The sequence below is a fragment of the Caballeronia sp. LZ032 genome, assembly GCF_031451315.1.
Lineage (GTDB): Bacteria > Pseudomonadota > Gammaproteobacteria > Burkholderiales > Burkholderiaceae > Caballeronia.
Genome location: NZ_JARUXP010000002.1, coordinates 669,165 through 681,765, shown reverse-complemented (window position 1 = coordinate 681,765; position 12,601 = coordinate 669,165). Strand labels below are relative to the sequence as shown.

12 protein-coding genes and 1 pseudogene are annotated in these 12,601 nt (G+C 64.8%); 11 read left to right on the top strand and 2 right to left on the bottom strand.

Going from position 1 to position 12,601, the window contains the following annotated elements; translation table 11 throughout:
* Nucleotides 1–176: 176 nt before the first annotated feature.
* From QCE69_RS18610 to QCE69_RS18600, 3 genes are read left to right on the top strand one after another with little or no spacing between them, the layout of a single operon-like run.
* Nucleotides 177–2,969 (top strand): molybdopterin cofactor-binding domain-containing protein, encoded by a 2,793-nt coding sequence (locus tag QCE69_RS18610; RefSeq protein WP_309932196.1) that lies wholly within the window; start codon nucleotides 177–179, stop codon nucleotides 2,967–2,969.
* Nucleotides 2,966–3,493 (top strand): 2Fe-2S iron-sulfur cluster-binding protein, encoded by a 528-nt coding sequence (locus tag QCE69_RS18605; RefSeq protein WP_309921385.1) that lies wholly within the window; start codon nucleotides 2,966–2,968, stop codon nucleotides 3,491–3,493. The genes QCE69_RS18610 and QCE69_RS18605 overlap by 4 nt, the downstream gene beginning before the upstream one ends.
* Nucleotides 3,490–4,455, top strand: a complete 966-nt coding sequence (locus QCE69_RS18600; protein ID WP_309921383.1) for a hypothetical protein — start codon at nucleotides 3,490–3,492, stop codon at nucleotides 4,453–4,455. The genes QCE69_RS18605 and QCE69_RS18600 overlap by 4 nt, the downstream gene beginning before the upstream one ends.
* Before the next feature lie 18 nt (nucleotides 4,456–4,473).
* Here the strand turns inward: QCE69_RS18600 and QCE69_RS18595 are convergent, their stop codons facing one another.
* The gene (locus QCE69_RS18595) at nucleotides 4,474–5,631 is read right to left on the bottom strand and encodes an epoxide hydrolase (RefSeq protein WP_309921379.1); all 1,158 of its coding nucleotides are present in this window, start codon (nucleotides 5,629–5,631) and stop codon (nucleotides 4,474–4,476) included.
* 194 nt (nucleotides 5,632–5,825) lie between these two features.
* Between QCE69_RS18595 and QCE69_RS18590 the strand changes: the two genes are divergently transcribed.
* Entirely contained in the window at nucleotides 5,826–6,635 is an 810-nt protein-coding gene (locus QCE69_RS18590; RefSeq protein WP_309921376.1) for a class II aldolase/adducin family protein, read from the top strand.
* A gap of 98 nt (nucleotides 6,636–6,733) precedes the next feature.
* Nucleotides 6,734–8,038: an MFS transporter gene (locus QCE69_RS18585; RefSeq protein ID WP_309921372.1), complete on the top strand. Its 1,305-nt coding sequence runs from the start codon at nucleotides 6,734–6,736 to the stop codon at nucleotides 8,036–8,038.
* Nucleotides 8,039–8,058: 20 nt separating this feature from the next.
* Here QCE69_RS18585 and QCE69_RS39545 read toward each other — a convergent pair.
* Nucleotides 8,059–8,720 (bottom strand): annotated as a pseudogene (locus QCE69_RS39545) (LysR family transcriptional regulator).
* 129 nt (nucleotides 8,721–8,849) lie between these two features.
* Between QCE69_RS39545 and QCE69_RS18570 the strand changes: the two are divergent.
* The 6 genes from QCE69_RS18570 to QCE69_RS18545 all read left to right on the top strand — a co-directional run bounded on the left by QCE69_RS18570 (nucleotide 8,850) and on the right by QCE69_RS18545 (nucleotide 12,596).
* A complete protein-coding gene (locus QCE69_RS18570; protein WP_309921370.1) occupies nucleotides 8,850–9,071 on the top strand; it encodes a ParD-like family protein in 222 nt (73 codons plus the stop codon).
* A complete protein-coding gene (gene map / locus QCE69_RS18565; protein ID WP_309932193.1) occupies nucleotides 9,068–9,835 on the top strand; it encodes a type I methionyl aminopeptidase in 768 nt (255 codons plus the stop codon). Before QCE69_RS18570 ends, map begins: the two co-directional genes overlap by 4 nt.
* A 180-nt stretch (nucleotides 9,836–10,015) precedes the next feature.
* Nucleotides 10,016–10,684 (top strand): arylsulfatase, encoded by a 669-nt coding sequence (locus tag QCE69_RS18560; protein ID WP_309932192.1) that lies wholly within the window; start codon nucleotides 10,016–10,018, stop codon nucleotides 10,682–10,684.
* A complete protein-coding gene (locus tag QCE69_RS18555; RefSeq protein WP_309932191.1) occupies nucleotides 10,684–11,388 on the top strand; it encodes a substrate-binding domain-containing protein in 705 nt (234 codons plus the stop codon). Before QCE69_RS18560 ends, QCE69_RS18555 begins: the two co-directional genes overlap by 1 nt.
* A gap of 6 nt (nucleotides 11,389–11,394) precedes the next feature.
* A complete protein-coding gene (locus QCE69_RS18550; RefSeq protein WP_309921357.1) occupies nucleotides 11,395–11,817 on the top strand; it encodes a RidA family protein in 423 nt (140 codons plus the stop codon).
* Nucleotides 11,814–12,596 (top strand): TIM barrel protein, encoded by a 783-nt coding sequence (locus QCE69_RS18545; RefSeq protein ID WP_309932190.1) that lies wholly within the window; start codon nucleotides 11,814–11,816, stop codon nucleotides 12,594–12,596. Before QCE69_RS18550 ends, QCE69_RS18545 begins: the two co-directional genes overlap by 4 nt.
* Nucleotides 12,597–12,601 lie beyond the last annotated feature (5 nt).

Here is a 12,601-nt window from a genome sequence, read left to right as displayed (position 1 = left end):
GGTCATCGCCTAGTTTCATATCTAACCGACGTCCATCCCGATACCGCGCGCATCGTTCTCTTTCCTTCACCTGCGCATTGCTTGCCTGAGCAGTAGAAGCTGAAGTCGCCGCTGCACGAACGGCTCTCGTGCAGGGCCATCCTTGCGGTTGCGAAGAACCCTGTGTCGAGGGCAGCATGGACGGTCGATTTCCGGTTACACGGCGGGTGTTCCTCAAGGCTGTCGGCGGCGGCGCCGCGACGGTCACGGTCAGCGGAATCGCGTCGCTGCTGGACGGTTGCGCGACGCACGCCGTCGATGACGCGTCGCCACGAACCGCCGACAACGCCTGGCCGACGCATGCCGGCAACCCCGACTGGGCGCCGGAACCCGGCAAGGCGCGCTGGCGGATCGAGGGCGTGAGCAAGGTCACGGGCGCGAAGGTCTATGCGCGCGACTTCAAGGCCGCCGACTTCGATGGCTGGCCCAAGGAAGAAAACTGGCTGTACGCGCTGCGCTGCGATCGCGTCGATCAGGTTATCGACGATTTCGACCTGAGCATGCTGCCCGGCGCGTTGAAGCCGCTCGTGGTCATCACCAGCGAGACGCTTGCAGAACACAAGATCCCTTCTTCCGCCGACAGCAGCGGCATCGGTCACGCAGCCGCCGAGTTGTTCGCGCGACGATCCGCGCCGGCAGGATGCTATGGACAGCCGGTCGCATTGCTGATCTTCGAGAACTTCGACATCTATCGCCGGGCGAAGAAAATCCTCGACTTCAATCCCGCCGTCATCCGCTACGGCGCAATGAAACCCGATGCCGTCACGCCGTATCCCACGCTGAGTCCGGATGCCTTCAAGAACAGCAAGATCTACGTCCGGAACGACGCAAACGGCGTCTGGAACACCAACATGCAGCCCGACGACAACGGCAATCCGACGCAGGCGTTCAAGGAGGTCGCGCGTGACGAACGCGAGGTCATCCTTGACCTGGCCCGGGCGCAGGTCCGGAAGGGAAATTGGCTGCAATTCGGCACCACGGACGGACACATCTTCCAGACCCCCGCGATGGACCCGGTGTTCATGGAGCCGGAATCAGGCCTCGCGTGGTTCGACCCGGACACGCGCGTCATGAAGATGGTGCTGGGCACGCAATCGCCGCGTGACGATGGCTTCAGCGTCAGTGATCTGCTGAAGCCCAGCGACCTCCCGCTCGATCACGTCGATATCATTGCCTGCTATCCCGGCGGCGGCTTCGGCGGGCGCGACAAGTCGCCGTTTCCTGCCTACCTTGGGCTGGCCGCGCGCTTCGCCAGGGCGCCGTTGCGCTGGCAGCTGTCGCGTTACGAACAGTTTCAAGTGGGCTTGAAGCGCACCGAGTCGAGATTCGAGGAAACCATCTGGCTCGATCACGGCGGGAAGATCCAGGCGCTCAGCAGCCGCTTCCTGCTCAACTCCGGTGGCAGGCAAAACTTGACGGGCGCGGTCGGCGACCTCGCGGCAATGAGCGCGATGAGCTGCTATGACATTCCGCGCGCCAGCGCCGAAGGCGCCATCTTCTTCTCGCCGGAAATCTATGGCGGCTCGCAGCGTGGCTTCGGCGGTCCGCAGGCCTTCATGGCCATCGAGACCCTGCTCGACGAAGCGGCTCACGCGCTCGGCAAATCGCCCTTCGAGATTCGCCGCATGAACCTGCTTGGCACGCCGGGAAGCCGGACCATCACGGGCGGAAAAATCCTCTTCGATCTCCAGTTGAACCAGCATCTGAGGCAGCTGGAAACGCATCCGCTCTGGACCGGACGCGCGCGGATACGCAGCGAGCGCGCGAAGGACGGGTTGCGCTATGGCGTCGGCTTCGCGATGTCCAATCAGGCCTATGGCACGGCAAAGGATGGCGTGTTCGCGCTGGTGGAGATCAGCCAGACGACGGGCGTGCGCGTGGTGACGCACTACACCGACATGGGCAACGGCGCGGCCACCACGCTGGCGCTCGCGCCGGCCCGGCATCTCGGCCGCAATGCGCAGCAGATCAGGATGAGCGACGCGGCCGTATTCATTGCCATCAAGGATTACGACGCCAGCCAATCCGGCCTCTGGAACAAGTTCCGCAACGCCAAGGGGCTCGGCGGGCCGTTCGGTTCGTCGAGCGCGTGCCTCGGCGCGTTCCATCACGTCCAGGCGGTCGATCGCGCGGCGTTGACGTTGATGCTCCAGAGCGTCCTGCCGGCCGCGCGCGCGATCTGGCGCGACGACAAGGTCCCGTTCGGCGATCTGAAGTGGATCGAAGGGAATCTCACCGCTCCGGGACGTGAGCCGCTGACCTGGTCCAGGCTGCTCGACGCCATCAACCGCCAGGGCCTGCATACCGTTGCCGCCGCCCACCTCACCTACGCGGGCGACTTCTGGAAGAGCAACTATGTCTTCACGTCGGGCGTGACGATGATGGACTGCGATTTCATCGCCACGGGGCCGAGCGTCAGCGAACTGCGCCCCGTGACGCACGGTGTCCTGCGCGAGCCGAAGGAGATCATCGTCGGCTATGGACGAACCAACTATGCGCCGGCGGCGGCGCTCGTGTCCGTTGCGGTGGATGCGCAAACGGGCCGCGTCAAGGTCGAGCAGGTCGTGAGCACGCTGAGCGCCGGGCGGCTGTTGTGTCCGGAGATCGTCAGCGGACAGTCGCATGGCGCAGTGGCGATGGCGCTCAGCAACGTGCTGACCGAAGCCTGCCCTCCCGGACCGAAGGGTCCGGGCAACGGCAGATGGAATCTGGACCAGTACCGGATCATGAGCATGCAGGAGGCGCCCAGGCAGGAACTCCATACGCTCGATCCGCCCGACGACGGTCAGCAACACGCGGCGCGCGGCATCGGCGAAGCGGTCATGTGTCCGATCGCGCCCGCGCTGCTCAACGCGCTCGCGATGGCGACGGGACATCGCTTCAGGCAGACGCCGGTGACGCCGGCCGTGATCCGCGAGGCCCTCAAGTGAACGGCGCCGTCATCAGGCTGCACGTCAACGGCCAGCCACGCACCGTCAGCGCCGACGATGCCGACATGAGCCTCGCCGATTATCTGCACGAGCGCCTCGACCTGACGGGCACGAAGGTCTGCTGCGGGATCGGCGTGTGCCGCGCGTGCACGGTCGGCATTCGCAACCGGCCGGATGCGCTGCTGGAGAAGACGCTTGCGTGCGTCACCACGGTCAGCACGCTGGCGAATCAGCACGTCTATACGGTCGAGAGCCTGGCACAGGGCAACCGGCTCGCGCCGCTTCAGCAGAGTTTTCTGGAGGCGTTCGCGTTCCAGTGCGGCTACTGCACGCCCGGCTTCCTGATGGCCGCGACCGCCATGCTGGAGCATCTCGGCCAGTACGGCGCGTCCGTCGAACGGATCGACGACGCGATCGATACATGGGTCGGCGGCAACCTGTGCCGCTGCACCGGCTACGTCAGGTACAAGGAAGCGATCCGACGGGTCGCGCAGGCGAAGGTCAAGGGTGGAGCGGGATCATGAGGCTCGCGCTCGTCATTGCTGCGGTGGCGGTGGTGGCTATGGCGCTTGCCGCTGAAGCCGCTCCGCCGCAGCAGCAGGGCATCCTCGATTATGGCGCGCAGTGCTCGCGGGAAATCGGCGAGATTCCGCCATTCGATTGCGCCAGCGGCACCGAGATACCCGTGACCGTCGACGGCAGGCGGATCGGGCTGGACGAACGCCCCACCCGTTGCGACCGCCCGTCGCTGCTTTATCCTCGGGATGACAAGGTGCAGCAGTGCCTGCCCGGCGCGAGGATTCTCGATCTGTCGCGCGGGGCGACGCAGATTTCCGCCTATTGCCGCAAGAACGATCCCAGCAATACCGTTGCGGCCCGTTTCGACGAGGTCGTGATCGTGCTGCATCACACGGGGAACGGCAAGACGTGCTGGTTTGCGTCGAAGGATCCGCCCGATCCGAAGATGGGCTGGGACACGTCGCGCGTGCCGCCGCCCGACGAGAAGACGCCGCCCGCGGCGAAGCTGGCGGCGGTCGAGTTCTGGCAGACGCCGGGCATCCTGGCCGGCAAGAATCCCAACTGCATTCAATGCCACGATGCCGGGCCGTTCATCATGAGCCCGTTCATCGCGCAGGTGTGGGACAAGGTGCCGACCGATCCGTGGGGCAAGTATTCGAGCATCGGACCCGCTTTCCAGATGGAGCGTCTGAAGACGATGAGCACGCCGGGCAATACGTGTGTCGGCTGCCACCGGATCGGCACGAAGCAGACTTGCGAGGTCTTTCTCGGGCTCTCGGCAGGCGGGCACGCACCGGGTAACGGTCCGCTCGCCGATCGCTTTCCGCTGAGCCACTGGATGCCCACGGATACCAATTTGAGCGAAGCGCAGTGGAAAGCCGCGCATCACGATTCCATCGACGCGCTGCAAGCCTGCTGCCGTGACCGGACCACGCCCGGCTGCACCTTCACGCCGATGCCGAGATGACTGGGCGCAAGCGCCTGCTCAGGTCGCGCGCAACGGCCTGAAGAATGCGCGGATCTCTTCCGCGAGCAAGGCCGGCTGTTCGAGCGCGGCGAAGTGTCCGCCGCGCGGCATGGCGTTCCAGCGCTGCACATCGAAGACGCGTTCGAGCCACGAACGCGGCGGCATCGGCAACTCGCGCGGAAACAGCGCGACGCCGAGCGGTGTCGCCACGCGTTCCGCGGGATCGAAGCTCAGCGGCTGACGGCGGTTCTCCTTGTAGATGCGATACGACGCATCGAGCATGTGGCCGAACCAGTAGAGGGACACGTCGGTCAGCACGTCGTCGAGCGTGAATGCACGTTCGATGTCGCCGTCGCAATCGCTCCAGGTGCGGAACTTCTCGACGATCCACGCGGCGAGGCCGACGGGTGAGTCGGTCATCGCATAGGCGAGCGTGAGGGGCTTCGTGCTCTGCAAGGCGGCATACGCGCCTTCGGCTGAGGCCCATGCGGCTATGGTGTCGAGATAGGCCTGTTCGTCTGCATTTGGAGGAGGCAGGTCCGGGGCAAGCGCCGGACGGTAACTGGCGGGGATGTAGTTGACATGGGCACCGACGACATCGTCCGGGAAACGGCGCGCCAGCCACAAGGAGACCGCTGCGCCGATGTCGCCGCCTTGCGTGCCGAAGCGTTGGTAGCCGAGGCCGTGCATCAGCCCGCGCCACAGTCCGGCGATGTGGCGCGCACTGCAGCCGGGGCTGGCCGGTGGCGCTGAAAAACCGAAACCCGGCAGGGATGGCACGACGACGTGGAACGCATCGGCCGCCTCTCCGCCGTGCGCGGCGGGATCGGTGAGCAGCGGAATGATCCGCTCCATTTCGATGAAGGAACCGGGCCAGCCATGCGTCAGGATCAGCGGCATGGGCGCGGGGCCTTGGCCAGACCGATGGATGAAGTGGATGTCCTGGCCGTCGATGGTCGCCTGGAACTGCGGCAGACGGTTCAGGCGGGCTTCCTGGGCGCGCCAGTCGAAATGGTTGAGCCAGTGGTTTGAAAGGCGTTGCAGGTAGGCGAGGCTCGTGCCGTCTTCCCAGTCGTCCGCATCGAGCGAGGATGGCCAACGGGTCTGGCGCAGGCGCTGTTTGAGGTCGTCGAGCCGGGCCTCGGGGATGGCGATGGTGAAGGGGCGCGAGTTCATGGCGCGGTGCGGGCGTGGGCTGGAGAGCAGGTCAGCTTAGCGGGTTTCGGGGCGTCGCGTCCGGGGGGCGCACCGCCCCGCCTCAGGGTTTTCCACTCCCACGCCACTGCATAAAACCTATTCCCCCCGCCCCCTGAATCCCTCGAAACTCCGCTCCTATACTGGCTCCTCACCCCACACGAGGAGACGTATCGATGCTGATGGACGCCAAGGATTCGATCTACAGTCCCACGCAAAACGGCCTGATCTTCCCGCAGGAACCCAGCTTCGCCAGTTCCGCCGAAGAACGCCGTTATCGCAAGGAACATCTCGCCGCCGCGTGCCGGATCTTCGCCCGGCACGGCTTCAGCTTCGGCTTCGGCGGCCATCTGACGGTGCGCGATCCCGAACACCCCGACCTCTTCTGGACCAATCCGATGTGCGTGCCGTGGTCGCGCACGAAGACCTCGCAGCTCGTCCTCGTCGATCACTCGGGCACCGTGATCGAAGGCCAATACGCGGTGAATCGCGCGGGCTACGTGCTGCATTCCGCGATCCACGCCGATAACCCCGACATCATCGGCTCATGCCATGCACACACCGTCCACGGCGATGCGTGGGCCGCGATGGGCAAGCCGCTCGACTACGTGACCCAGGATGCCTGCATGTTCTACGGCAGCCATGCCGTGGTCCGCGACGGCGCGGGCAAGGTGCCGGTGGCGGACGAATCGGGCAATCCGATCGCGCGCGCCTTCCACGATCACAAGGCCATCATTCACCAGAACCACGGCCTGCTGACGGCGAGCCGCCACAGCATCGACGATGCCGTGTGGACCTTCATCGCGCTCGATCACTGCTGCAGGATGCAGTTGCTGATGGACGCGACCGAATCGCGTCCGGTCGAGATCGACCCGAAGTTCGCGGAGTATTCGCATCAGCATCTGGGCAATTCGTTCATCAGCTGGCTGCACTTCCAGACCATGCTCTACGAGATCAACGAACAGGAGCCCGATTACCTCGACTGAAGCACCGGCGTTCCCCCAGTACATCGGCGGCATGAGCGATCCTGCACGTCGCGCATGCCGCACGAAAGCGCTCGAGAATACTTATATCGGAGACATGCATGGAAGCGCTCTATGGTGAAGACACCGTCCGGCAGACAGACACGAGCCGCACGTATTACCGCGCCTACTGGCGGCTCCTGCCGCTGCTGCTGATCTGTTATCTGGTCGCCTATCTGGACCGCGTCAACGTCGGTTTCGCGAAGCTGCAGATGCTCGACGCGCTGCACTTCGACGACGCCATCTACGGCCTCGGCTCAGGCATCTTCTTCGCAGGCTATTTCTTCTTCGAGGTGCCCAGCAATCTCGTCATGCGCAAGGTGGGCGCGCGCAAGTGGATCGCGCGCATCATGCTGACCTGGGGCGTGATCTCGGCGGCGATGATCTTCGTCAAGACGCCCACCATGTTCTACGTCGCGCGCTTTCTGCTCGGCGCCGCCGAAGCCGGCTTCGCGCCCGCCATCATGTATCTGCTCACGCTCTGGTTCCCCGCGCGCTATCGCGGCCGCGCGATGTCCATCTACGTGATGGGCGCACCGCTCGCGTTCGTCGTCGGCGGGCCGATCTCGGGCTATATCCTGCACGCGTTCACCGGAAACGAGCATCTCGCGGCATGGCAATGGCTGTTCCTGATCGAAGCCATTCCGGCTGTCGCGCTGGCCTTCATCGTGCTCGCCTTCCTCGACGACGATCCCGCGCACTCACGCTGGATCAGCGAAGAAGAACGCCAGAACGTGCTCGCCGAACTGCGCGCGGAAAACGCCGGCAAGGTCGATCATTCGAGCGTGCGCGCGTTCCTCGCCAATCGCAAGCTGTGGGAGTTCTGCGGCATCTACTTCTGCCTCATCATGGGCCTCTACGCGCTGGGCTTCTGGATGCCCTCGCTCATCAAGCGCAGCGGCGTGATCGATCCCTTCGCCATCGGGCTCTATTCGGCCGTACCCAACATCTTTGCGGCCATCGCGCTGTATGTGTCGAACCGCAGCGCCGACCGCACCGGCGGACGCCGCGTGCACTTCGCGCTGTTCATGCTGATCGGCGCGGCAGGACTCGCGGCCAGCATGTGGTTCTCGGCAGGTCCGCTCGTGACGACAGCCTGTCTCTCCGTCGCCGCCGCGGGCGTCTACTCGTGCATCGCACTGTTCTGGGCCTTGCCGACGAGTCTCTTCGTCGGAGCATCGGTGGCCGCCGCGCTCGCGTTCATCAATTCGGTAGGGAACATCGCCGGCTTCGTGTCGCCGTATCTCGTCGGCATGCTCAACGTGATGGCCGGGCACGCGGAGGTCGGCATGTACGTGATCTCCGCGTTTCTCGTGCTCGGCGGAGCGATGACCATGCGCCTGCCGAAGACGCTCGACGACCGCTGACCGCTGACGTCACCTTGCGCTCAGGCGGCCCACGGCGGCCGCCTGAGCCGCTCCGCCACATGGTCGATGAACGCCCGCACCCGTGGATGCAGCGACGCATCGCGCGGATACAGCGCATAGATGGCGGTCTCGTCGCTGGGCTGGAAGTCAGTGAGGAGCGGCACGAGCATCTTGCTGCGGATCGACGGCAGCACCATGTGCTCCGCCATGCGCGTGATGCCGACGCCCGCCAGGCACATGTTCACCAAACTCACGCCGCTGCTCGTCTGGAAGTTGCCGTTGATGAGCATGGAAGTGCGCTCGCCGTCGATCATGAACGGCCAGTGGTTCAGATGATCCATCGGCGGTTCCCACATCAGGCAGTTGTGCCGAACGAGGTCGCCACCGTCACGCGAATGCCGCCGGTCATGTCCTGACTGGCGCGCGCAAGCTGCGCCTCGGCGGTATCGATGTCATCGAGCACGCGCCGGCACAGCGCGAGGTACTGGTGCCCTTCCTGCGTCACCTGAAGACTGCGCGTGGAGCGCCGCAACAGCGCGACGCCGAGGCGCTTCTCCAGCGCCGACACGGCGCGGCTGACATACGGCTGCTGGAGATCAAGCAGGAGCGCCGCGGCGGTGAAGCCGCCGCTTTCCGCGACGGCCTTGAAGATCTTCATTTCGACGAGACGTTCGTCCTTCATGTTCGCTATGCACGCTCGAGCGGATCAAAGCGAGCATCTTAGCCAGCGGCCGCATGCCGTCCTACCGGGACTTGCACTGCCCTCTGCTTCAATATACGATTCGTATATGTTTCATATAAGGAGAAGAGCATGGGCATCGTCAATATCGACGACGATCTGCACGACCAGATCCGCAAGGCCAGCGCCGTGTCGTGCCGGTCCATCAATGCGCAAGCGGCTTTCTGGATCAAGGCCGGCATGTTGTGCGAGATGAATCCGGGCATGACGCTCAACGAGATCGTCGCGCGGGAATTGCGCGCGGCGGGCGTGGTCGCCGAGTCCGCCGGGCTTGCCGGAGTCGCGCCAGCGTGACCAGGCGTCCCGAGGAAATCGCCTTGCTCGCCGAGTCGGGCAGGCTGCTGGCGCTGGTATTCGGTCACCTGGACCGCCTGGATCTGACCGGCATGTCGACGATGCAGGTCAACGATCGGGTAGACAGCCTCATCGTCGATGAACTGAGCGCGCGCCCTGCAAGCAAGGGGCAGTATGGCTATGCCTACGCGCTCAACGCATCCCGCAACGACGTGGTGTGCCATGGCGTTCCGTCGCACGCGGAGATTCTGCAGAGCGGCGACATCGTCAACTTCGACATCACGCTCGAGAAGAACGGCTACATCGCGGATTCGAGCAAGACCTATCTGGTCGGCGATGTCGCAGCGCCCGCCAGGCGGCTCGTGCAGGTGACCTATGAAGCCATGTGGAAAGGCATCAAGGCGGTGCGGCCCGGCGCGACGCTCGGCGACATCGGTCATGCCATCGAGCGGCATGCCCGCAGGAACGGCTATTCGGTGGTCAGGGAGTATTGCGGGCACGGCATCGGCCGGGAGATGCATGAGGATCCGCAAGTGCTGCACTGGGGCCGGCCGCGAACCGGCCTGCGCTTGCAGGAAGGCATGGTGTTCACCATCGAACCGATGCTCAATCAAGGGCGCTCCGCCGTGTGGACTGGGAAGGATGGCTGGACCGTCCTAACCCGCGACGGTCAGCTCTCCGCGCAGTTCGAGCACACCGTCGCGGTGACGCGCAATGGCGTGCGTGTGCTGACCTTGCGAGCCGAGGAAACGCGCCTGCACTGAACAGGACTTCACGCGACACCCCGCCTCGGCACGGCGGTCGAGTGCTGACGCCTTCGCCCCGGTGACATCGACTCAACACCTGTTGCGTTTTTTGAGTTTGAGCGGCCACACGCGGGCCGGTACGCTGGGATGAGTTGCCGGACGCCTGATCCGGCGCCCGAACACGGCGCACCGATCTCCATGAAACTCGACCATTCCATCGTGCTCCTGCACGCGACGCCCGTCGCGATCGCGCCGATTCAGGCCGCGTTCGCTACTGACTGGCCCGAAGCGAAACTGAGCAATCTCCTCGACGATGGCCTGACGGCCGCACGCGGCAAGAGCCGGGACCTGGACGGCGCGCTGCGGCAGCGCTTCGTCCGCCTCGCGCGCTATGGCTGCGAGACCGGCGCCGATGCCGTGCTCGCCACCTGCTCGGCCTTCGGTCCCGCCATCGAGGCAGCGGATGCCGAGTTGCCCATTCCGGTCTGCAAGCCGAACACGGCGATGTTCGCCGACGCGCTGGCACAAGGCCAAAGCATCGCGATGCTCGCGACCTTCGCGCCCGCCTTGCCGACGATGGTCACGGAATTCTTCGAGGAAGCCGAACGCAGCAATCCGGGCGCGACGCTTTCGACGTTCGTGGTCGACGATGCGATCGACTGCCTGCGCGCCGGCGATGCCGCGACACACAACCGTCTCGTCGCGGACAAGGCCGCGAGCCTGCATGGCTACGACGCGATCATGCTCGCGCACTTCTCGACGGCACAGGCCCTCGATGCCGTCACCGCCGTTGCGGCGTGTCCGGTGTTTTCGGCGCCGCGCAGTGCGATCGCGCATCTGAAAAGACGGCTTGGCGTGTCCTGCTGATGAATCAGATCCCCGACTCTTCGTTTTCGCTGATGAGCACGCTGGCTGTGAAACGCGCGCTCGTCGATACGGTGATCCCTTCCTTCGAGGCTGAACACGGAATCGAAGTGCAGCCGCTCTTCGATCCCACCAACGTGCTGCAACAGCGCATCTCGGACGGCACACAGGCGGACGTGCTGATCGCGACACGCGCCTGCGTGCAGCGTCTCGCGGAAGACGGGATCGTTGCAGCGCCAAGCGTGCGTGCGCTGGTCAGGACCGGCGTCGGCGTGGCAGTTGCCGGAGATGTGGCCCTGCCGTTCCTGCACAACGTCGATGCATTGCGCACGCTGCTCCTCGACGCGCGCTCGGTCGCCTACTCGCAAACAGGCGCGAGCGGCGTGTATTTTTCGTCGCTGCTTCGGAGACTGGGCATCGCGGAACAGGTCGATGCGCGCGCAACCATCATCGAGAAAGGCCTGACGGGCGAATGCATCCTGCGCGGCGAGGCGGATGTCGCGATCCAGCAGATGAGCGAACTGGCGATGGTGAACGGCATCGCGCTCGCCGGTCCCTTGCCTGAAGAGGTACAGCACTACACCGATTTCGATGTCGCAATGTTCGACGCCAGCGCCGGCCTGGCCGCGAGCGCCGCGTTCGTCGAAGCCTTGTTCTCTGCCACGGCCCGTCACGCTTATGCGCGCTTCGGCCTCACTGTCTTCTGACTACTCATGGACCCCGACAAGCACACGCCCAGTTCACTCATCACGCCCGTCACCGTGTTCGGCAATCTCGCGTTCGTGAGCGGCCAGTTGCCGCGCCAGAATGGCGTCGTGATGTATTCGGGCAAGGTCGGCGCCGACCTGTCCGTGGACGATGCCCGCCACGCCGCCGCACTGTGCGCGCAGGCTTGTCTCGATGCCCTCGCCCAAGCGCTGAATGACGACGCGCGCGTTGCACGGATCGTGAAGATCACGGGATTCGTCGCCTCCGCGCCGGATTTCACGCAGCAAGGCGCGGTGATCGACGGCGCATCGCGTGTGCTGATCGACGCTCTCGGCGAGCGCGGCCGGCACGCGCGCAGTGCAATCGGCGTGCAGCAGTTGCCGCATGGAGCCGCGGTGGAAGTCGAGATGATCGTGGGGCTGACATGAAGCGCCGCTTCGCCGCGAATCTCAAATGGCTGTTCACCGAACTGCCGTTCATGGAACGCTTCGAAGCGGCTGCGCGGCAAGGCTTCGAAGCAGTCGAGTACGCCTCGCCCTATGAATATGCGCCGCCCGAACTTCGACGCGAACTCGAACGCTGGAACCTGACCCAGGTGCTCATCAACACGCCCGCGGCGCAGCCGGGCACGGCCGGCGCGAACGGCCATGCGTGCCTGCCGGGCCATGTCGATGTGTTCCGCGAAGGCATCGATCAGGCGCTCGATTACGCCGACGCCCTCGGCTGCGGTCTGATCCATCTGCTTGCCGGAAAGCGGCCGGATACGTGCCCACAAGAAGAAGCCGAAGCGCTCTTTCGCGACAACCTTGCATGGGCGGCTGAGCGGGCATCGGGAACGCACGTGACCTTCGTGCTCGAATGCCTGAATCAGCAGGACGTGCCTGGCTACTTTCTTCACAGCCTCGACCACGCGAGCACGTTTCTGCAACGCAATGTCAGGCTGCTGTTCGATTGCTATCACGCTGGCATGAGCGGCGTAGACGTGGCACGCGAGTTCACCACGCATCAGGAAAACATCGCGCATATCCAGATAGCCGATCTGCCGGGCCGCCATGAACCCGGATCAGGCCGTCTGCCGTGGCGCGCGATCCTGTGCGCCATCGACGACAGTGCCTATGCCGGATGGATCGGTTGCGAATACCGTCCGCGTACGACGACGCTCGCAGGCCTCGACTGGCGCAACGACTTCCCGGCTACAGCAAGCTGAGCCGC